The 21096-nt window shown below is 63.2% G+C and carries 21 protein-coding genes and 1 tRNA gene; 12 read left to right on the top strand and 10 right to left on the bottom strand.

The genetic code is table 11. The features are described 5' to 3' along the window. Positions 1-72: 72 nt before the first annotated feature. From X757_RS146970 to X757_RS146985, 4 genes are all read left to right on the top strand, one after another. Complete coding sequence (locus tag X757_RS146970) at positions 73-1932, top strand: ABC transporter ATP-binding protein (protein WP_023681221.1); 1860 nt, start codon at positions 73-75, stop codon at positions 1930-1932. Next, complete coding sequence (gene dapB, locus X757_RS146975; RefSeq protein WP_023726737.1) at positions 1929-2750, top strand: 4-hydroxy-tetrahydrodipicolinate reductase; 822 nt, start codon at positions 1929-1931, stop codon at positions 2748-2750. The genes X757_RS146970 and dapB overlap by 4 nt, the downstream gene beginning before the upstream one ends. Positions 2751-2777: 27 nt before the next feature. Further along, positions 2778-3398 (top strand): 2,3-bisphosphoglycerate-dependent phosphoglycerate mutase, encoded by a 621-nt coding sequence (locus X757_RS146980; protein ID WP_023672068.1) that lies wholly within the window; start codon positions 2778-2780, stop codon positions 3396-3398. Positions 3399-3697: 299 nt separating this feature from the next. Then, positions 3698-3782 (top strand) — tRNA-Leu (locus X757_RS146985). A gap of 101 nt (positions 3783-3883) precedes the next feature. Here the strand turns inward: X757_RS146985 and X757_RS146990 are convergent. The 3 genes from X757_RS146990 to X757_RS1000000166710 all read right to left on the bottom strand — a co-directional run bounded on the left by X757_RS146990 (position 3884) and on the right by X757_RS1000000166710 (position 5014). Next, positions 3884-4228, bottom strand: a complete 345-nt coding sequence (locus X757_RS146990) for a low affinity iron permease family protein (RefSeq protein ID WP_023672069.1) — start codon at positions 4226-4228, stop codon at positions 3884-3886. A 198-nt stretch (positions 4229-4426) separates the two neighbouring features. Continuing rightward, positions 4427-4735 (bottom strand): DUF1236 domain-containing protein, encoded by a 309-nt coding sequence (locus tag X757_RS146995; protein WP_023726736.1) that lies wholly within the window; start codon positions 4733-4735, stop codon positions 4427-4429. A 48-nt stretch (positions 4736-4783) separates the two neighbouring features. Further along, positions 4784-5014, bottom strand: a complete 231-nt coding sequence (locus X757_RS1000000166710) for a hypothetical protein (protein ID WP_033001362.1) — start codon at positions 5012-5014, stop codon at positions 4784-4786. A 206-nt stretch (positions 5015-5220) separates the two neighbouring features. Between X757_RS1000000166710 and X757_RS147000 the strand changes: the two genes are divergently transcribed. Beyond that, the gene (locus X757_RS147000) at positions 5221-5520 is read left to right on the top strand and encodes a DUF1236 domain-containing protein (RefSeq protein ID WP_023687568.1); all 300 of its coding nucleotides are present in this window, start codon (positions 5221-5223) and stop codon (positions 5518-5520) included. Positions 5521-5567: 47 nt separating this feature from the next. Here X757_RS147000 and X757_RS1000000169545 read toward each other — a convergent pair whose 3' ends face one another. Further along, complete coding sequence (locus X757_RS1000000169545; protein ID WP_198024410.1) at positions 5568-6233, bottom strand: hypothetical protein; 666 nt, start codon at positions 6231-6233, stop codon at positions 5568-5570. 450 nt (positions 6234-6683) lie between these two features. Here X757_RS1000000169545 and X757_RS1000000168550 point away from each other — a divergent pair, with 450 nt between their 5' ends. The 3 genes from X757_RS1000000168550 (at position 6684) to X757_RS147020 (ending at position 12082) form a co-directional block, all read left to right on the top strand. Beyond that, complete coding sequence (locus tag X757_RS1000000168550; protein WP_081731338.1) at positions 6684-9875, top strand: amino acid permease; 3192 nt, start codon at positions 6684-6686, stop codon at positions 9873-9875. 234 nt (positions 9876-10109) lie between these two features. Beyond that, positions 10110-11777 carry an FAD-dependent oxidoreductase gene (locus X757_RS147015; protein WP_023726735.1) on the top strand — a complete coding sequence of 556 codons (1668 nt, stop codon included), beginning with the start codon at positions 10110-10112 and terminating at the stop codon, positions 11775-11777. Continuing rightward, positions 11777-12082, top strand: coding sequence for a UBP-type zinc finger domain-containing protein (locus X757_RS147020; protein WP_023726734.1), 306 nt, complete (start codon positions 11777-11779; stop codon positions 12080-12082). The genes X757_RS147015 and X757_RS147020 overlap by 1 nt, the downstream gene beginning before the upstream one ends. A 39-nt stretch (positions 12083-12121) precedes the next feature. Here the strand turns inward: X757_RS147020 and X757_RS1000000166700 are convergent, their stop codons facing one another. The 6 genes from X757_RS1000000166700 to X757_RS1000000168020 all read right to left on the bottom strand — a co-directional run bounded on the left by X757_RS1000000166700 (position 12122) and on the right by X757_RS1000000168020 (position 17721). Next, positions 12122-12295, bottom strand: coding sequence for a hypothetical protein (locus X757_RS1000000166700; protein WP_023681211.1), 174 nt, complete (start codon positions 12293-12295; stop codon positions 12122-12124). Between the two features lie 150 nt (positions 12296-12445). Continuing rightward, complete coding sequence (locus tag X757_RS147025) at positions 12446-13627, bottom strand: PLP-dependent aspartate aminotransferase family protein (protein WP_023726733.1); 1182 nt, start codon at positions 13625-13627, stop codon at positions 12446-12448. Then, entirely contained in the window at positions 13624-15057 is a 1434-nt protein-coding gene (locus X757_RS147030; protein WP_023692936.1) for a pyridoxal-phosphate dependent enzyme, read from the bottom strand. The genes X757_RS147025 and X757_RS147030 overlap by 4 nt, the downstream gene beginning before the upstream one ends. Before the next feature lie 227 nt (positions 15058-15284). After that, positions 15285-16652, bottom strand: coding sequence for an FAD/NAD(P)-binding protein (locus tag X757_RS147035; RefSeq protein ID WP_023672083.1), 1368 nt, complete (start codon positions 16650-16652; stop codon positions 15285-15287). 16 nt (positions 16653-16668) lie between these two features. Then, a complete protein-coding gene (locus tag X757_RS147040; RefSeq protein ID WP_023672084.1) occupies positions 16669-17145 on the bottom strand; it encodes an Rrf2 family transcriptional regulator in 477 nt (158 codons plus the stop codon). 414 nt (positions 17146-17559) lie between these two features. After that, positions 17560-17721, bottom strand: coding sequence for a hypothetical protein (locus X757_RS1000000168020; RefSeq protein ID WP_023706948.1), 162 nt, complete (start codon positions 17719-17721; stop codon positions 17560-17562). Between the two features lie 232 nt (positions 17722-17953). Between X757_RS1000000168020 and tauA the strand changes: the two genes are divergently transcribed. The 4 genes from tauA to X757_RS147060 all read left to right on the top strand — a co-directional run bounded on the left by tauA (position 17954) and on the right by X757_RS147060 (position 21040). After that, positions 17954-18967, top strand: coding sequence for a taurine ABC transporter substrate-binding protein (gene tauA, locus X757_RS147045; protein ID WP_023672086.1), 1014 nt, complete (start codon positions 17954-17956; stop codon positions 18965-18967). A 161-nt stretch (positions 18968-19128) separates the two neighbouring features. After that, the gene (locus X757_RS147050) at positions 19129-19920 is read left to right on the top strand and encodes a taurine ABC transporter ATP-binding protein (RefSeq protein ID WP_023726732.1); all 792 of its coding nucleotides are present in this window, start codon (positions 19129-19131) and stop codon (positions 19918-19920) included. After that, complete coding sequence (locus tag X757_RS147055) at positions 19917-20777, top strand: ABC transporter permease subunit (protein ID WP_023702434.1); 861 nt, start codon at positions 19917-19919, stop codon at positions 20775-20777. The genes X757_RS147050 and X757_RS147055 overlap by 4 nt, the downstream gene beginning before the upstream one ends. Positions 20778-20857: 80 nt before the next feature. Then, positions 20858-21040, top strand: a complete 183-nt coding sequence (locus X757_RS147060; RefSeq protein WP_023672089.1) for a hypothetical protein — start codon at positions 20858-20860, stop codon at positions 21038-21040. Positions 21041-21096: the final 56 nt, after the last annotated feature.

Below are 21096 nucleotides of genomic sequence, written 5' to 3'. Positions count from 1 at the left end.
GCATGATGTCGTCCGAAAACCGCTTCACACTTTTCGGCATCATGCTCTAGCAAACCACGAAGCGCCCGCGATTTGACCGCTCAAAGTCCACTCAAACTGAAAGTCCAGCCAGCTGAGGTCACTGCGGTGCTGCGCCGCATCCTGGCCGAAAACGGTAGTGAATATCGCTGGACCTATGTCGTTGCCGTCGGCTGCCTGCTGATTGTTTCCGCCACCACCGCCTTCACGGCGTGGATCATGGCCCCGATGATCAACGAGATCTTCTACGAACGACGCGGCGACATGATCGTCTGGATCTGCGCCGGGTTCATGGCCGCCTCCGTGCTGCGCGGCTTCGCCGGTTACGGCCAGGCGGTCGCGTTGGCCAAGATCGGCAACAATCTGGTCGCCCGCTACCAGAAGCGCAGCTTCGACCATCTGATGAAGCTCGGCGTCGACTTCTTCAACGATACGCGTTCCGGTCGGCTGGCGGCACAGGTCAACGAGAATGTCGGCGGCGTTCGCGATCTGCTGTCGCTGACGCTGACCTCCATCAGCCGCGACGCGGTCTCGCTGATCGCCCTCGTCGGCGTCATGATCTACCAGGATCCGGTGTTGTCGCTCAGCTCGCTGCTGATCGGGCCGCCGCTGATCTGGGCCGTCGTCTACATCACCCGCCGATTGCGGCGCATCAACCGGGAATCGGTGCTGATCAACTCGCGGCTGAACGGGTCGGTACAGGAGGCCACGCAAGGCATCGCCATCGTCAAGGCCTTCACCCTGGAAGCCGAGCTGGCGCGCCGGATCGGCATCATGGCCGATACGGCCGAGCAGCGTAACAACAAGATCGCCCGGGTCGCGGAGCGGCTGTCGCCGATTTCCGAGATTTTGGGCGGTCTCGCCATTACCTCCGTCCTTGCCTATTCCGGCTACCGGGCGCTGGTGCTCGGACAACCACCAGGCGCTGTGTTTTCCTTCATCACCGCGCTGATCATGGCCTACGATCCGGCACGGCGCCTGGCTCGTACGCAGGTCGGTATGGAACGTGCCCTGGTCAACGCCCGGATGATTTACGAGCTGCTCGACCTGGAGCCTAAACAGGGCGATGCGCCCGACGCGGTCGAAGCCAGGATCACCACCGGCGAGGTTCGCTTCGACAATGTGACGTTCGGCTACAGCGCCGACATGCCGGTGATCAGGAACCTGAGTTTCACCGCCGCGGCCGGCAAGGTTACGGCGGTGGTCGGGGCCTCGGGTGCCGGCAAGACGACGCTCGTGGCGCTGCTGCAGCGCTTCTACGATGTCGACAAGGGTTCGATCGAGATCGATGGCCAGGACATTTCCAAAGTCACCAAGCACTCGCTGCGCGGCTCGATCGCCTATGTCTCGCAGGCGCCCTATCTGTTCGAAGGCAGCATACGCGACAACATCCGTTTTGGCCGACTTTCGGCGACCGACGCCGAGATCGAGCGGGCGGCGGTGCTGGCGGCGGCCGACGAGTTCATCCGTCAGCAGCCGCAGGGCTACGACACGCCCGTCGGCGAGGGCGGCTCGACACTTTCCGGCGGCCAGCGCCAGCGCGTCTCGATTGCCCGGGCGATCGTGCGCAACGCGCCGATCCTTTTGCTCGACGAAGCGACCTCGGCGCTCGACAACGAGGCCGAGGCGCGCGTCCAGGAGGCCCTGACCCACGTGATGGAAGGGCGCACCACCATCGTGATAGCGCATCGCCTGTCGACGGTCGTCAACGCCGACCACATTATCGTGCTTGAAGAGGGGCGCCTGGTCGAGGAAGGCACCCATGCCGCACTGATGGCCGATCCAAACAGTGTCTACGCCCGCTTCCACCGCATTCAAGGCAAGAACGGACTGGGGCTTGTCGACGACTCGAAGCCCGTCCAAACTCCGGTCCGGCGCAGCCGCGCCAAGAAGGCGGTGGGGAGAACAGCATGAGCGAATCCAGCGAAATGGGCCTGGTGGTGGTGGGGGCGGCCGGCCGCATGGGCCAGACGCTGATCCGCGCCATCCATTCGATCCCCGGCGCCCGCGTCGTCGGCGCGGTCGAACGAACCGGATCGCCCTATCTCGGCAGGGATGCGGGCGAGCTTGCCGGCATCGGCATCATCAATGTGACGATCGGCGACGATCCGCTGCCGGTGTTCGCCAAGGCCGACGGCGTGCTCGATTTCACCATGCCGGCAGCCACCGTCGAATTCGCAGGCTATGCCGCGCAGGCACGCATTGCCCATGTCATCGGCACCACCGGCTGCTCGGCGGAAGACGACGCCAGGATCGAGGCCGCGGCGCGCCACGCGACGATCGTCAAATCCGGCAATATGAGCCTCGGCGTCAATCTTCTGGCGGTGCTGGTCGAGCAGGCCGCGCGCGCGCTCGGTCCAGAGGATTTCGACATCGAGATCCTCGAAATGCATCACAAGCACAAGGTCGACGCGCCCTCGGGCACCGCCTTGCTGCTCGGCGAAGCGGCGGCGGCGGGACGCGGCATTTCCCTTGCCGGCAACGATGTGCGGTCACGCGACGGCCATACCGGCGTGCGCAAGCCAGGAACGATCGGCTTTGCCAGCTTGCGCGGTGGCTCGGTGGTCGGCGACCACAGCGTCATCCTGGCCGGGACCGGCGAGCGCATCACGCTGTCGCACCATGCCGAGGACCGCGCCATCTTTGCCCGCGGCGCGGTCAAGGCCGCGCTCTGGGCGCGCGGTAAAAAGCCCGGACTTTATTCCATGCGGGACGTGCTCGGCTTGAGCTAAACTATCCACAATTTTGAAGGAGCAAACATGTCGGGAACTCTCGTGCTCGTGCGCCACGGCCAGAGCGAATGGAACCTGAAGAACCTGTTCACCGGCTGGCGCGATGTCGACCTTACCGAGCAGGGCCACAAGGAGGCCAAGGAAGCCGGCCAGAAGCTCAAGGCACGCGGCTTGAAATTCGACATTGCCTTCACCTCGGCGCTGATCCGGGCGCAGAAGACCTGCCAGCACATTCTCGACGCGGTCGGCCAGAGCGATTTGAAGACGATCCGCGACCAGGCGCTGAACGAGCGCGACTACGGCGACCTCTCCGGTCTCAACAAGGACGACGCGCGTCAGAAGTGGGGCGAAGAGCAGGTGCACATCTGGCGCCGCTCCTACGACGTGCCGCCGCCCGGCGGCGAAAGCCTGAAGGACACCGGCGCCCGCGTCTGGCCCTATTACCTGCACGACATGCAGTCGCATGTTCTGAAAGGCGGCACCGTGCTGGTCGCCGCGCATGGCAATTCGCTGCGCGCGCTGATCATGGCGCTGGACGGCAAGAGCGGCGAGGAGATCGTCAAGCTCGAGCTCGGCACCGGCGTGCCGGTGATCTACAAGCTCAACGCCGATTCCACCGTGGCGTCGAAGGACGTGCTGGAGGGGTGAGGTTTTCGGCCAGCGCATTCGCCAAGTCGGCGCTGCCCCTCATTGCCCTGCCGGGCAGTTCTCCCGGTATAGTGACGGGGAGAAAGGGCTGGCCGCAGCCTCGGCGCTCTTCTTGTGACGCAGGTGACCGGCGAAAATCATCGATGAGAGCGCCCCTCTCCCCGTCACTGTAAGGGGAGAGGATGCCGGCAGGCAGGTGAGGGGCGGCGCTGACCCCCGGGAAACTAAGCCGGCAGGCAGAGGCCCTCGAAAAAGCGCGTTGACACATATCGTTTGCCCGCTTACATGAGCCCGCACCAGCCCAGATGGCGGAATTGGTAGACGCGCACGGTTCAGGTCCGTGTTCCGCAAGGAGTGGAGGTTCGAGTCCTCTTCTGGGCACCAAATTCCCGTTTCGGATAAGTCCGAAATGATTTAGACGCGAAGCAAAAAAGCCCGGTTCCCGGGCTTTTTTGCTGATGGATGACAGATAGTCCAGCGGAGGGTCAATGCGGCGGGCGAACCGCTTTCATTGCTTCTTCTTCGAGTGTCTGGAGCTTCTCCCGAATCTCCTCCGGCTCGGCATGCTCCAAGCCGACGACATCGTTTCTGGTCTCATTCAGCGAAACGATAATCTCATCAAGCTTGGCGTGAATGGCGGCCGTGTCGCGGTAACCCTGGATCAGCACAACGCCGGTGATCACGATGGCCGCTACCGACAATGCGTAGGTGACCACATTGGTCAGGCCGAATGGCACCAACGCAGTACAGAGCAGCATGGCTACAAGAAGGACATAGAAGCCCGGTGGCCGGGATAGAAAGTCGCCCATCACAAACAGGAAGCGATTCATATCCAGGCCGCGGTCAAAAATGCCACGAGTGCGGTGACGGCTACGCAAATTGGAATTGCCGCGAGTAAGGCAGCTTCCAGGACCCAAGTTTCCTTGTCGCTAAACATCAGACATCCTCCCGTTGAGAAAAGGCTGCCCGTAGACTTTCACAGGGCAGCCACAGCCCGCCGCTCCAGACCGGAGCGGCGGGCTCGCGCGTTATTCGATGATCTGCACGACCTTGCGCGTGTCGGGATCGACGAGAACCGCATGATCTCCGACAACCGTATACTTGTAGCGGACATCCGGAACGTCGATTGCGTGGAGCTCGACAGTGTCTGGAAGTGCCGTGCCGACATTGAGTTCGACGCCGAGCAAACTGACTGAGGCCAGCTTCTGCTTATGGATATATTCGCGAACGATCGTCTGTTGTTCGGGCTTGAGAACAATAACATCCTCGGCAAACGAGGTGCCGATGCCCGCCACAAGGACGAGGGCGCCGGCGGCGCTGACGAAATATCTGGTCATGGGAATTTCCTTTTCATAGGTCAGTTCGGAAGCGTGGATACGAGCAGATCAGCCGCCACTCGCAGGGGCTGGGGCAGGTGCCGCAGGCTTTGCGGGTGCAGCCGGAGCTTCCACCTTTGGCGCTTCAACCTTGACGTTGATATCCTTGCCGCCGTCGCCGCGGATATTGATGACGCCGGTAAAAATAAGCAATACTACGACTGCAATAAGTGCAAGAACAACAGCAATTGCAGTGCCGCCCCCACCACCCGAATTAACAACAGTTGGGCCGTCGGCCATGTGTTCCTCTCCTGTTTTATTTAGCTGCATTTGGGAAACGCCTGCCCCGCTTGAACGTTCCGCCTCGGGACTTGGGTCTTAGCTGATGTCCGACTTTGGTCTGGTTCGCCGCGGACTGAAGTCACAGGAACAATCTGGCTGATCTCAAGTTCGGTCCCTCGGCGAACAGGCGTGGTGCCGTCGCCGGATTACGCGAGGAGAAAACCATGAAAATCCACTTTGCAAGTGCCGCTGCAGGCTTGTTGCTTTTGGCTGGGGTCGGCAGCGCCGCAGCTCAGGATGTCGTCATCACACCGGAGCAGGATACGGTCGTCCGCGAATATGTGAAAAAGCAGCCGCTGGCTTCGGTGAAGATCCCGGGCGTGGAGCTGAACGTCGGCAGTGCCTTGCCTGATACGGTCGAGCTGCACGAAGTTCCCAACGTCAAATACCGCTACGTCGTGGTCGACAACCGCACCGTCCTGGTCGATCCCGGCACCCGGAAAATTGTGAAGGTCTACGACTGATCGAATAGCTGCCGCCCGCCGCCGGCCATGGCGGCGGGCAGCGGATTTCACATTGCGCTCCAGGATGATCGAAGATGATCGATGACGTAGAGACATCGCCAGCCCTTGATACCCGCCTGGGTTCTCTCAGGGCGAGAATGCGCGATGCGCGCATAACAGAGGCCGACATGAAGACCTTTCAGAAAGTCGCATCCATCATGGTTGGCGGCAGTGGCCGCATCAGCGGCGATGACCTGATTGCAGCGTCGTTCGTCCTCGAGGACCAGCCGGAAGGCTTGTGAGGCGGAGTACTCACGTCTGCAGGCTCCCGCAACGCTGATCCCAAGTGTTCTGGTGCTGAACACATTCCTGCTACGGGCCGGCGTCGAAGGCGTGCCCGCTGGCGAGGTCGCGTCGCGCTCAAGCATCGTCCAGAACACCATGTCGCCGCATGTGACGATACCCGGCCATGCTAGCCGATGCGGGCGCCATAGAAAATCACCGCGGCCGGCAGAACCGGGCAGGCCGGTCCAGAGCGTCGCCACGCCTATGGTCAGAAATGTCACCGAGGCCAGTTTGGTGCAGATCGGATGATGGTAGCGAGCGATCGCCATATCGACCGTACGGGCGCCGGCCTGGGAAGGACCCACCAGCGCGCCAAGGCCGACCGCCGCGCCCAGCGTGGTCGGCGCGCTGTTTGCCCTGCAACGCGGGGCTATACGGCGTGCTCGCACAAGTTAGCTCCAACTTGAGGCACGGCGTGAAGTCTCGGTGCTTGCCCCCACGATGGCGAGGTACGAAGTCAAAAAGCGGTCAATGTGATTAGCGATCTACAGTCGACTTCAGCCGCCTTCGGATGATAGCGCCGCAATCACGAGATTTGTCGATAATAATCGATATTAGGCTGTATTCGCGACTATCCCTCATAGTGGGTGATTAGATAAAATTGATATGATATCCCAGATTTGAGGAGATCGATCCATTCGGGCCGGCATCAGCATGATTGAACCGCAGCTACCGCAAGTTGACAGCGATCATCGGGCGGATCTGGTTTTGTACGAAGTCTTAATACGTCTCACCTAAGGTCCAACTTTGACTTCGGGAGCGCGACGTTCGACAGACATATCTCCGCAGGTTACATTCGCCAGTCAGACAGCGCTCCGCACTCGAATGGATGTCTCTGAATGCCGGGCCTCACGCCTTCACGACCGCACCCGAGAACCTTGGGATGGATGGGCACGACAGCGCTCGCCATGGGTGGCAGCAATCAAAGCCTGTTTCTGATTGCCGCCCTTTTTGTCGGCCAGGGGAATATTCCCGGTCAAGGAAGCGCTGCGGTTCCTTTGCTGGTTGTTGGTCTGCTTCTAGGCTGGGCCGCCGCGCCTGCGTGGACCGAATTGGTTCTCATGTGGCCAAACCGCGTCGGCGGTATCTCTGCAGCGTGCGCCGAAGCCTTCCGACCTTACAGTCCCGTTCTCTCGGCTCTGACGGGCACCTGCTATTGGTGGGGTTGGGTGCCGACCTGCGGACTGACAGCGGTTCTTTCAGCGTCTGCAATACAGCAATGGTACCTGCCGGGCCTCCCCGTGGAGGCGGTCGCCTGCGGGCTCATCGCATTCTTTACGGCGGTCAACCTGTGTGGAATCAAGTGGGTGGTCCAACTGGCGATCCCGATCGCCACTGCCTCCGCGACGCTTGCGTTTCTCTCATCCCTCGTCCCGGTCATCAGTGGCTCGGTCGACTGGCGGCAGGCGACGGATTTTGCCCTGACCAGCCCGTTTACCGGCCTGTTCGGCGACATCACGTCGGTGATGGCGGGACTGTACCTGATCGGGTTTGCCGCACCGGCATTTGAGGCTGCAGCCTGCCATGTTGGCGAAACCATCGATCCCAACCGCAACATTCCTCTGGCGATGTGGGCCAGCGCCGCAATGGCCGGCGTCTATTTCCTGGTCCTGCCGGTTGTCTGGCTGGGTGTGCTCGGGCCGGAGCCGCTCGGCACCGACCTCGCCATAGCTCTCGGGCCCACCTTTGCGCCCTTGTTGGGGAGTTTCGGCAAGGCGGCCGCCATCTGGCTCATCATGCTGAACATGTTCCATGGAACGTTGCAGCCATTGGCAGGCGCCGCGCGGACCCTTGCGCAGCTGAGCGAAGACGGCCTGCTGCCGAGCTTCCTGGCCAGGCGCACCTCAACAGATTGTCCCTGGGCGGCAACGCTGCTCACAGCTGCCGCGGCAATCGGCTTCATGCTGTGCGGGTATCCGCTCTGGATGATCGCCGCGGCCAATTTTACGTACCTGATCAGCATCTGCATGCCAAACATCGCAGTCTGGCTCTTGCGCCGTGATAGTCCCGAAGCCGAGCGACCCTTCCGGGCTCCCAGGGGAACGATCATCCTTGGCGTAGGCGCGGCTGCAATATGGCTGTTGACCGCCATACTGGGATTTCAGCAATTTGGCCTTCCTACCGTCCTGTTCGGTCTGGCTTTGGCATATTCGGGTGCTGCGCTCTACGCCTGGCGCACGATGGAGGATCGATACGCACTCGGTCTACCCTTGCTGCCACATACGCTTCACCTGAAGCTTACCGGAGCCATGCTTTTTGTGCTCGTGCTTGACGGTGCCGGCTATTTCCTGGCGATCGGCAGCGTTCCCCAAGGCGACACTTCATTGGTCGCCGCGCTGGAGGACATTTTTGTCGTTGTCGCGCTGCTGACCATCAGCGTTGGCCTGATCTTGCCGGGAATGATCACCCATTCGGCGACCGAGGTGAGCAACGCGGCAAAGCGTCTGACATCCGGAACGCTGAAGGATTTCTCTCTCGCCATGGTCGCCCTGGGGCGGGGAGACCTCGCTGCGGCGCATGCCTCCGTGAATATCATGCCGGTTACAGTAAACTCTCGTGACGAACTTGGAGAGATGGCCGAAAGCTTCAACCTGCTCCAGGACAAGGTGAGGGAAGCCGCCCACGGCCTGGACGACGCGCGCGAGAACATGAACGTAGCGCGCACCGAACTGATGGCACGGCATGAGGAAATCGCGCATCTCGCGCACCACGATCCGCTTACCGGCCTAGCGAACCGAGCCGCGCTTGCAGCACACCTGGCCACGACGCTCGAGCGCGCAAAAGCAACGCACGCCAGCTTTGCCGTCTTCAGCATCGACCTTGACCATTTTAAAGAGGCGAACGACGTTTTCGGGCACGCCGCCGGCGACGATCTGCTTTGCACCATTTCCCGGCGTCTCCAAACCGCGGCGCCTGAGGCCTTTATCGCGCGCATGGGCGGCGACGAATTCACGGTTGTCCTGGCCATGGATGACCGGTCCGCGAGTGCCAAGGACGTTGCGGACCGTCTGTTCGAATCGGCGGCAGGCAAATTCGAAATCCGAGGCCAGCACATTTCGATCGGGGTGAGCATCGGCGCGGCGATCTATCCGAAAGACGGAGAGAATGCCGCGGCGCTGATGGCAAATGCCGACGCAGCGCTGTACCGGGCCAAGGCGGACGGTCGTCGAATGGTGCAATTCTTCGATCCTGAGATGGATAAGCGGCTAAGAGAGCGCTACGCCTTGCAGCGAGATTTGCGCTCTGCGGTCGCCCATGGCGAACTTGTGCTTCATTATCAGCCGCAAGCCAGGATGGACGGCGAAATCTTCGGTTTCGAGGCACTCGCCCGATGGCACCATCCAAAGCATGGGCTCATCTCGCCAAACGCGTTTGTCTCGCTTGCCGAACAGGATGGCACGATCGTTGAGATAGGTGAATGGACGCTCAGGCAGGCGTGCAGAGACGCGGCCTCCTGGCCCTCACCGCTGCAGATCGCCGTGAACCTCTCTCCCGTGCAATTCCGTTTCGGCGACCTGGTAGGCCTCGTTCATTCTATCCTCTACGAGACCGGCCTTGCTCCGGGGCGGCTGGAACTGGAAATCACGGAAGGGGTTCTCATCCGCGACCGGGCAACCGCCTTGTCGGTTTTGCGGAGGTTGAAGGCGTTGGGCGTCAGGGTCTCGATGGATGATTTTGGCACGGGGTATGCCTCGCTGTCCTCGTTGCAGGCGTTTCCATTCGACAAGATCAAGATCGATCGCAGTTTTGTTTCGGGTGTCGGTTCGAATGTCCAATCGGCGGCCATCGTGCGCACGATACTCAGCCTGGGGAATGCGCTGGCCTTGCCTGTCATCGCGGAGGGTGTCGAAACAGAGGACGAGCGTGCCTTCCTGATGAAGGAAGGATGTCCCGAAATCCAAGGATATCTGGTGGGGCGCCCGCATCCGATAGCGCTCTACAAAGATGTGACGAATGGGATTTCGCCAGGATCTGCCTTCGGGGAGCCCAAGGATACCACCGCACCTCAGGCGCTTGGCGTAACGCGATAGCCCGGCGCCGACCGTCGGCGCGCTGCTCCTGCAACACACCGGTGATCGAGGACTGCCGACGGTACTGCTCGGGCTCGCCCTTATAAAGGTCGCACTGGTCGGCGCGCTGTTTGCCTTGCAGCGCGGGGCCATGCGAAGCATCCGAACCAGCTGGCGCGGGAGCCACCTCCCCTTCCGGCCAGTCCTCCAACAAACCACTTCAAACCCGGCCGTCTCGGCGCTACGTTCGCACCTATGGCCCCACCCACCCAGCCGATCACCGTCACCCGCCGCGACCAGATGTTTCCCATCCTGGGCGACGCCGATATCGAGCGCATGCGCCGGTTCGGCGAGGCGAGTTCCTATGCCGCCGGCGAGCATATCGTCACCGCCGGCACCGTGGCGCCGGGGCTGATCGTCATCCTGTCGGGCACGGTCGATATCACCCAGGATGTCAGGCCCGGCCGGCGCGAGACCATCGTCACTCATGGTCCCGGCAATTTCATCGGCGAGCTGGCGCAGCTTTCCAGCCGGCCGTCGCTGGTCAATGCGGAGGCGGCCGAGCCGGTCGAGGCCTTCGTCATCCCCTCGCAGCGGCTGCGCGACCTGATTGTGCAGGAGGCAAGCCTTGGCGAGCGGATCATGCGGGCGCTGATCCTGCGCCGCGTCGGGCTTCTGGAAAGCGGCTCGAGCGGGCCGGTCGTCATCGGCCCGGCCGGCAATGGCGACACGCTGCGGCTGCAGGGATTTCTGCGCCGCAGCGGCCAGCCGCACCGCGCGCTCGATTCCGACAGCGACCCGTGCGCCAAGACGCTGATTGAGCATTTTCATGTCGACCCGCACCATCTGCCGATCGTGCTCTGCCCCAACGGCAAGCTGATGCACAATCCTGGCGAAACCGAACTTGCCCGCTGCATCGGCCTGCTGCGGCCGATCGATCCCGATGTGGTCTATGACGTCGCCATTGTCGGGGCCGGGCCGGCGGGGCTGGCCGCCGCAGTCTATGCGGCATCCGAAGGGCTGTTGACCATCGTGCTCGATTGCCGCGCCTTCGGCGGCCAGGCCGGCGCCTCCGCGCGCATCGAGAACTATCTGGGTTTCCCCACCGGCATTTCCGGCATGGCGCTGATGGCGCGCGCCTATAACCAGGCGCAGAAATTCGGCGTCGAAATAGTCATCCCGGACGAGGCCAAGCTGCTCGGTGCAGCAGGCGAGGGCTACACGCTTACCGTCGGCGACGGTGAAAGCCTGCGCGCGCGCACCGTGGTGATCGCCAGCGGCGCGCGCTACCGCCGCCTCGGCTTCGCCAAGCTGGCCGAGTTCGAGGGCACGTCGGTGCATTACTGGGCCTCGCCGATCGAGGCGCGGCTATGCACAGGGCAAGAAGTGGCGCTGGTCGGCGCCGGCAATTCGGCGGGGCAGGCGGCGGTCTATCTCGCTAGCCAGGTGCGCAAGGTGACGATGCTGGCGCGCCGCGGCGGCCTCAGGGAAACCATGTCGCGCTATCTGGTCGAGCGTATCGAGGCGCAACCCAACATCGAGGTGCTTGGCGAGACCGAGATCGAGGCGCTGGAAGGCGAAGGCGGCAATCTCACCCAGTTGCGCTGGCGCAACCCCGGCGGCGTCGAGACGCGGCCGATCCAGCATCTCTTCCTGTTCATCGGCGCCGACCCCAACACCGATTGGCTGGCTGGGTGCGATATCGCGCTCGACGCCAGGGGTTTCGTGCGCACCGGCGCCGACATAGGGGCGGGCCAGATGGAGACCAGCCGCAGCGGCGTGTTCGCCATCGGCGACGTGCGCTCCGGCTCGGTCAAGCGGGTCGCCGCCGCCGTCGGCGAAGGCGCCCAGGTGGTGGCTGCCTTGCACGCCTATCTCGCGCGACCCGACGCAGCAGCGCCCGAACTGGCCAGGAGAGCATAATGGATGAATGCAAACACACGCGCGACATCAAGACGGTGACGCCGAGCGCGCTCGGTTGCGAGGAGTGCCTGAAGAGCGGCTCCATGTGGGTGCATCTCAGGCTCTGCCGTACCTGCGGCCATGTCGGCTGCTGCGACGACTCGCCCAACCGCCACGCCACCAAGCATTTCCACTCCACCAAGCACCCTATCATCGAAGGCTACGACCCGCCGGAAGGCTGGGCCTGGTGCTTTGTCGACGAGGCGTTCATCGACCTGGAAGGCGACGTGACGCCGCAGAACGGCCCGATCCCGAAGTTTTTCTGAGGCGGCCGTTCCCGGGCAGGCAAGCCGACGGCCGCGCCGCTATTTCACCGAGCCCGTAACCGTGCGGTCGAGGGCGTCGGAACTGTGGTCGTTGCCGGCAAGAGCGGCAATGATCAGAAGGCTGGCGACGACCGGGACAAACAGGATGGCCACGCGGGCCTGCACATAAAAAATGGCTCGCCATTCGCTGCGCTTTTCCGGGTTGTTGTCCATCACACTCACTCTCGCCATGCCTCCCCGGGGCGGGACATAGCGGCGAAGAGTTAAGCAAAAGCTGCTGAATGTGTTAACGCGCGGCGGATTGGGATTTAATCTCGACGGTCAGCGCCGCCCCTCATTGTCATCGGTACGCATCCGGTACGCCTACCCCCGCAGCGCCTGCTCCAGATCCGCGATCAGATCATCGCCATCCTCGATCCCCGCCGACAGCCGCACCAGCGAATCCGAAATGCCGATTTCCGCGCGCTTTTCCGCCGGGATCGAGCCGTGCGTCATCAGCGCCGGGTGTTCGATCAGGCTTTCGACGCCGCCGAGGCTTTCAGCCAGCGTGAACAATTGCGTCCGTTCGAGGAAGCGTTTGGTGCCGGCGAGGTCGCGGTCGAGGTCGACCGAGATCATGCCGCCGAAGGCATGCATCTGTTGGACGGCGATGGCGTGCTGCGGATGGCTGGCCAGGCCGGGATAGACGACGCGGCGCACATCTTTTCGCGCCTCCAGCCACTGCGCAATCTTCAGGCCGTTCGTGGAATGCCGCTCCATCCTGAGCGCCAGGGTCTTGATGCCGCGCAGCGCGAGAAAACTGTCGAAGGGACCGGAGATGGCGCCGATGGCGTTCTGCAGGAATTTCAGCTGGGCGGCGAGATCCTTGTTGTCGCCGACGATGGCGACGCCGCCGACCATGTCGGAATGGCCGTTGAGATATTTTGTCGTCGAATGGACGACAATGTCGATGCCGAGTTCCAGCGGCCGCTGGATGTAGGGGCTGCAGAACGTGTTGTCGGCGACCGTCAATACGCCCTTGCGCCTGGCGAGTGCCGCAACGCCTTCGAGGTCGACGATGCGCAGGAGCGGATTGGTGGGCGTTTCGACCCAGAGCAGTTTCGTCTCCGGACGGATAGCGGCTTCGACAGCGGCGAGGTCGGTAAAATCGACGAAGGAGACCTGCAGATTGGCCGAGCGCTTGCGCACCCGCTCCATCAGCCGGAACGAGCCGCCATAGATGTCGTCGGTGGCGACGATATGCGCGCCGCTGTCGAGCAATTCCAGCACCGTCGAGATCGCCGCCAGGCCAGAAGCAAAGGCAAAGGCGGCCGAGCCGCTTTCGAGATCGGCCACCGCGCGCTCGAAGGCAAAGCGGGTCGGGTTCTGGCTGCGGGCGTACTCAAACCCCTTGTGCACGCCGGGCGACTGCTGGCCATAGGTCGAGGTCGCGTAGATCGGCACCATCACCGCGCCGGTCAGCGGGTCATGGCTCTGGCCGCCATGGATGGTGCGCGTGGAAAAAGCCAGGCGGTTCTTGCCCGATGGGGGTGTTTCAGCAGTCATCGTGCGCGCCTCAAATGGTTGATCAGGTCGATACGGGTTATCAGGCCGACGAACTCGTCGCCATCGAAGATGATGGCGACCTCGTTGCGGTCGAACACCGGCAGCAGCGCATCCAGCGTCTGGCTGGCCTGCAGCGTGTGCAGATTGGAGGTCATGGCGGTGCGCACCGGGGCGTTGAAGCGGTCCCAGCGGCCGTCATAGGGGCCGTCGACCTTGGCCAAGATGTCGCCCTCATCGATAATGCCGACCAGCTTGCCATTGTCCAGCACCGGCAGCTGCGAGACATCGGAGCGGCGCATGCGGCCATAGGCGTTGAGCAGGCTTTCGTCGGGGCCGACATAAACGGTGTCGCCGGTGCGGTGCGAGCGCATGACGAGGTCGCGCAGATCGCCATGCTGTTCCTGTTCGGCCAGCCCCTGCTCGGCCAGCCAGAAATCGTCGAACACCTTGGACAGATATTTGTTGCCGCTGTCGCAGACGAAGGTGACGACGCGTTTTGCTGTCGTCTGCTCGCGGCAATAGCGAAGCGCGGCCGACAGCAGCGTGCCGGAAGACGAGCCGGCGAGAATGCCTTCCTTCGAAAGCAGGTCCCGCACGGCCAGCATGCTCTGCTTGTCTGGGATGGAATAGGCTTTCCTGACCAGCGACAGATCGGCATTGGGCGGCACAAAATCCTCGCCGATGCCTTCGACGGTCCAGCTGCCGGCCTCTTCCATCTTGCCGGTCTTGATCAGCGGCGCCAGCACCGATCCGACGGGATCGGCCAGCACCATTTCGGTCTTCGGCGATGTTCTGGCGAAGTAGCGGCCAAGCCCGGTCAGCGTACCGCCGGAGCCGACGCCGACGACCACGGCGTCGAGGTCGCCATCGAGCTGGGCAAGGATTTCCGGTCCGGTGGTGGTCTCATGCGCCTCGGGGTTGGCCGGGTTGGCGAACTGGTTGGCGTAGAAGGCGCCGGGCGTTTCCGATGCGATCTTCTCGGCCATGTCCTGGTAATATTCGGCATGGCCCTTGCCGACATCGGAGCGCGTCATGCGCACTTCGGCGCCGAGCGCGCGCAGATGCTGGATCTTTTCGCGCGACATCTTGTCGGGCACGACGAGGATGATGCGGTAGCCCTTGGGGATGCCGACCTGGGCGAGGCCGAGGCCGGTATTCCCGGCGGTCGCCTCGACGATGGTGCCGCCGCGCTTGAGCTTGCCTTCCTTCTCGGCCGCGGCAATCATTGACAGCGCAATGCGGTCCTTGATCGAGCCGCCTGGATTCTGGCTTTCGAGCTTGATGAACAGCCGGCACTTGCCGGTGTCGAATTTGGTCAGTTCGACCACCGGCGTCTGGCCGATGAGGTCGAGCACCGAGGCGTAGGGCGGACGCAGGCGGGATAACGCGCCGTCCGAACTGCCTGGCGCAGCTTTTCCGTGCTCGCTCATATCGATGTGCTCCCTTGAACAAGCGACCGCCTCGGGGGCAGAGCGGCAGCGTAGCTTCTTTTCCGGCCGTTTGCAGTCGGAATGAAGGTAGATCGTGCCAATCAACCGGCGAGAGGGGGAATGGAATTCCAGTTTTAGGCCGGCTTTGGACTCAAGCCCAACACCCTCCGTAGCGATCCTTCCCACCCCCCTCTGAGGGGCGTGCTATCCCGCCGACGTCAACAGCTTTACCCCAGCAGCTGCTTGCTCAGCCTAGCGCATTGCACGCGGATGTCGGGGATGGCGTCGATCTCGAAGAAGGTGCCGCGGGTCAGCGGCCCGACGGCGAGGATCTTGGCCGATGCGGTGCCGTCGCCGGCGATGATTTCGCACTTGGCCGTTACATCGAGGCCAAGCCGCAGCGGGTCGGGCCGCGCCAGGCCGCGGTCGACCAGCGAGCGCACGACGCTGTTCGACGTCGTCGAGATGTCGCGGGCGATGCCGGTGCAATCATAGATGCGGGCGACCTGCAGCGTTTCCAGCGCCTTTGTGTGGCGGGACTGGATGCCGACGGTGAATCCATCGCCGGCCTCGATGCCGACGACACGGCCGGCGACCGGGCGGATGCGGCCGGTGCGCACCGCCTCGGTGACGCGGGCATGCACCTCGGGCGCCAGCCGATGGCGATGGATGTCCCACCAGGCCTTGGTGTGCTCGACGAAGCGGCGCTTGGCCGAGGACGGCCAGTTCTGCCAGATCTTCTGGTTGAAGGGTCGCAGCCCATCGACGACGTCGCGCCAGTCGATGCCGGCCTTCTGGTTTTCTCGGATCAGGTCGCGGAACCAGCCGACGAAATAGGAGAGCTGCGTGCCGAGCGGAATGTCGGCGACGTCGAGCTTGATCGGGTTGCCCTTGCGGTGCGGCGACGGCAGCAGGCCGCGCCGCGACACGGCGACGATCTCGCCGCGATGGCCGCGCTGCTCGAGCGACAGGAAGGCATCGACCATGCTGAGCCCGGTGCCCAGCACCAGCACGCGGGCTTCAGGATCGAGCGCTGTGTCGGCCTCGGTGCCCATGCGGATGGCATGACCTTGGCCGGCGCCGGGCTGCTCGTCGTGGCCGGTGGCAAGCACCGCCAGATGCGCGACGACGCTGGTGCCGTTGGCCAGCACCACTTCGACACCGGACGATGTCGGCGAGATCGACAGGCTTTCCTCGCGAATCAGCCTGAGACGGCCGGTTTCCTTTTCGCGCGCTTCGAGTTCGTCGAGCACTTCCTTGAGGTAGCGGGCATAGACGCTGCGCGGTGCATAGAAGGGTGTCTGCGGCGTCTGTTCCTGGCTTATCAGGCCGCGCCCCTGCAACCAGCGCCAGAAATTCAGGGGATCGTCGGCATAGGCGCTCATCCCCGCGGCGCTGACATTCAGCACGTGCGCCGATAAGAGCGTCGAATAGGCGATGCCCTGGCCGAAATGCGGACGCTTTTCGATCAGCGTGACGCGAAGGTCCGGGTTGGGCGACTTCAGCAGATGCGCGGCAAGCACGACGCCGCTGGCGCCGCCGCCGACGATGATGATCGAGCTGCGGATGATCGAATTGGCGCGCGCGACGCTCATGCGAGCACGCTCAGGATCAGGCGGGGACCTTTTGCGCCGGCGCAAGCTCGTCGATGTCCCTCGCGACCGGAAGGTCGTCGAGGACGATGTCGCGCATCTCGGCCAGCGTGCGCTGGTCGAGCACCTCGGCGATCGCCTGCCGGACCTCGAGCATCAGATGTCGGACTTGGCATGTCGCCTCATTGCAGTCTTCACAGCGCTGATACTGGGTGCGGCTGGCGCAGGGGATGGGCGCCAGCGGTCCGTCGAGGACGCGCACGACATGGCCGACCTTGATCTCGTCGGCCGGGCGCGCCAGGCGATAGCCGCCATCCTTGCCCTTGCGGCTCTGGACGAAACCGGCATTGCGCAATTCGCCCAGAATGGCGTCGAGGAATTTCTTCGGGATGTTGTTGCCGCTGGCGATGTCGCCGACGAAGGCGAGCTGTCCCACCGGCAGATGCGCCAGATGGACCAGCGCCTTGAGGCCGTACTTGCCTTTTTTGGTGAGCATAGACCGAATGTTTCTCTGTCAGGCGATGGCCCAAACCATCGGTTGCGAAACGCCTGACGTGCCTCCCCGCCGCGTGCAAGCTGCTTCGACACATAAATTCTACTGACATGATATACAAGCCGAGAAACCTTGATTTTGCTTCGTTTTCACGCCGCAGGGGCCACTTTAGCAAGGCTTTGTGCCGTTACGGTCACAGCCAGCCGCGAGCGATTGCGGCGATGAACGGCGGCTCCTGCTCCCAATGTCGATAAGATTACTATACTTACCCTCGAACACGCGGAACGTGTTTTCAAATCAACCGTCTTTTACAGCATGGATTTGCGCCATTTGGGGCTTTGCCGGGAATTTTGGGTCGCAGCCCGCGGATCGGCGAACATGACTCCCGACAACTCGGGCGCCGCCCTGCGCCCGATATCAGGACGCCGCCTTGCCGCTCTGAGACCGGGCGGCCTTGGCGGCCACCGGCACGCCGCTTGACCGCAGCATCCAGCGGTGGCCGTCGCTGCGGAAGTCGGTGAGGCTCAACGGCTCGACATCGATCCTGCGGCAGGCCGCAAGCGGCGCGCCGAGCACCAAATCAGGCCTCTTCCGTAGCGAGGGTTGGCAGGACCACCAACTCTTCAGCACCTTTGGGGCGCCGTTTGCGTTTGTGCACGGTCCGACACGGGCCGGTCACCGCGCCCGCATCAGCCGTTGGTTTTTTTCTAACAAGTGCTTTTTCCTTGGAACGATTTAACTCTACAAGAATGATAGAATTAGCTGACTATGAACAGGCATCCGGTTTTTCTCATTTTTCATGGAGCCTTTCATGTCCAGCATTTCGCGACGCATTGTCCTCCTGTCGTCGGCAGCTTTGGCGGGTGCGGCCTTCCTCGGCCCGGCCCAGGCGCAGGACCTCAACATCACCATTGGCTACCAAACGGTGGTCGAACCTTCGAAAGTAGCACAGGCCGACGGCGCCTATGAAAAGGCGACCAAGGCAACGATCGACTGGCGTAAGTTCGATTCCGGTGCCGATGTCATCGCCGCCGTCGCATCCGGTTCGGTCGATATCGGCTATGTCGGCTCGAGTCCGCTGGCCGCGGCCGCCAGCCGCGAACTGCCGATCCAGACCATCTTTGTCGTCGGCCTGATCGGCCAGTCCGAGGCGCTGGTCGCCCGCAATGGATCCGGCATCGAGAAGATCGCCGACCTCGCCGGCAAGAAGGTGGCGGTGCCGTTCGTGTCGACCACGCATTACAGCCTGCTTGCCGCGCTGAAGCACGAAAACGTCGACCCGAAGTCGGTCGAAATCCTTAATCTCAGGCCACCGGAAATAGCCGCCGCCTTCGCCCGCGGCGACATAGACGCGGCCTATGTCTGGGATCCGGCGCTCGGCCAGATCAAGACGACAGGCAAGGTGGTGCTGGATTCCTCGCAGGTTGCCGCCTGGGGCGCGCCGACCTTCGACGCCTGGATCGTGCGCACCGACTTCGCCGAAAAGAACCCGGACGCCGTGCGCGATTTCGTCAAGGTGACCGGCGAATCCTATGCCCAGTTCCTGGCCAAGCCCGAGGCATGGTCGGTTTCGTCGCCGGAAGCGGCCAAGATCGCCAAGATCACCGGCGCCAAACTGGAAGAGGTGCCGCAGCTCCTCAAGGGTTACGTCTTCCCGACATTGGAGGAGCAGGCTTCCGACAAATTCCTCGGCGGCGGCACGGTCAAGGCGATGGAGGCAGCTTCGGCCTTCCTCAAGGAGCAGGGCAAGATCGACGCCGTGCTGCCCGACTATTCGAAATACGTGTCGTCGAAATACGTGACCGAGGCTCTGGCCTCGAACTGATCTTCAGTTTTACGCAATTCCGGACGGAAAACCGCTTCACACTTTTCCTGGAATTGCTCTGAACACGCGCGGTTTCCTCTTCCCTGACGCCGCGTGCTGCCTGTCCCGGATCCGCTTAACGAGGGCCGGGGCAGGCTGATTTTCTTCCGGAGCCCCTTTTCATGCCGCATCTCGTACTCGACCCGCATCTCGTACTCGACAAGGCCTCGGTTCACTATGACGGCCAAGCAGCGCCGGCGGTCGACCGAGTTTCCATCGATGTCGCCAAGGGCGATTTCGTCGTGCTGGTCGGCCGCTCCGGCTGCGGCAAGACCTCGCTGCTCAATGTCGCCGCCGGCCTGGTCGAACCCGCGCGCGGGGTCGCCACGATCGGCGGCAGACCGATCACCGGCCCAGGCTCCGACCGGGCGGTCGTGTTCCAGAACGATGCGCTGTTTCCCTGGCTGACGGCTCGTGAAAACGTCGGCTTTGCGCTCAGGCTGCGCGGCGTGCCGCAAGCCGAGCGGGCGCGCCGCGCCGACCAGTTGCTGGCGCTGGTCAAGCTTGACGGCGTCGGCGACAAACGCATCTGGGAATTGTCCGGCGGCATGCGCCAGCGCGTCGGCCTCGCCCGAGCGCTCGCGGCCGAGCCGGAATTCCTGCTGCTCGACGAACCGCTCGGCGCACTCGATGCGCTGACGCGCGAGCGCATGCAGACGACGCTGCTCGACCTGTGGACCGCAAGCCGGGTCGGCGTGCTGATGGTCACGCATGGCATCGAGGAGGCGCTGGTGCTGGCCACAAGCATCGTCGTGCTCGCGCCGGGACCTGGCCATGTGGTGCGGACATTCGAAACCGGCTTCAGCCGGCGCTATGCCGCAGGCGAGCCGATCCGCGCCATCAAGGCCGATCCGGCCTTTGCCGCGGCGCGCGGCGAGCTGACCGATGCGATCTTCGAAGGAGAGGCGGCATGAGCGTAACCTCCTACAGCGAGCGGCCGGCCACCGGGACCGGCGAGGCCGATGCCATTTCGGTGCCGTGGTCGCGGCCGGTGCGGAAGCGGCGCGGGGTTTCCTCGCGGGCGATCAGCGCCGTCACCATCCTGGCCGTGCTGGCGGCATGGGCGCTGTCTGCGCGCCTGCAACTGGTGTCGCCGGTGTTCCTGCCGTCGCCCGCCGCTGTGTGGACCAAGTTCATCGTGGTGATCAAGGACGGCTTCGTCGACGCGACTTTGCTCCAGCACATCGTCGCCAGCCTCGGCCGCGTGTTCGCGGCGCTGGTCGCGGCCATCATCGTCGGCGTGCCCGTCGGTCTCGCCATAGGCATCAGCACCATTGGGCGCGGCATCTTCGATCCGCTGCTCGAATTTTTGCGGCCGATCCCGCCGCTCGCCTATCTGCCGCTGGTCATCATCTGGTTCGGCATCGGCGAGCCGTCAAAGATCCTGGTGATCGCAATCGCCATGCTGGCGCCGGTGGCGCTGTCGACGGCCTCGGGCGTGCGCGGTGTCTCAAAGGAGCGCATCGATGCGGCGCGTTCGCTTGGTGCGACGCAGCGCCAAGTGGTGCGCCATGTCATCCTGCCCAGCGCGCTGCCGTCGATCCTCACCGGCCTGCGCATCGCGCTCGGCGCCGGCTGGTCGACGCTGGTTGCAGCCGAGCTGGTGGCGGCAACGCGCGGCCTCGGCTTCATGATCCAGTCGGCCGCCCAGTTCCTGGTCACCGATGTCGTGGTGATGGGAATAGTGGTGATCGCGACAATAGCCTTCGTGCTGGAATTCATCATCCGCCGGATCGAGCGTCAGCTGGTTCCGTGGGCGGGAAAGGAATGACAACAAGTTTCTGCCGGTTTGACCGGCTGCTTCCCTTCGCAGCACGGCGACCGCCGATTCGGAACAGAAGGAGTGATGTCATGACCCAGTCCACCGCGGTGCTGTTCGCCCATCTCGGCAACTGGCTGCTCGCCTGGCGGGAGAACTCGTCGTCACAGCCGCAACCGAAATCGCCGGCCCCGGTGCAACTCGACGCCGAACGCGACCGCCTGCCGCCACGCGACGAGGGATTTTACTGGGCCTGGCAGTATTGGTCGCAGTGAGGTGATGGAGATTAGCGCCAGCCTTCGCGATTTCGTCATCCTAGGCGAAGCAAGGA

This window comes from Mesorhizobium sp. LSHC412B00 (assembly GCF_000503035.1).
Classification (GTDB): Bacteria; Pseudomonadota; Alphaproteobacteria; order Rhizobiales; family Rhizobiaceae; genus Mesorhizobium.
This window is presented reverse-complemented; position numbering and strand designations above follow the sequence as displayed.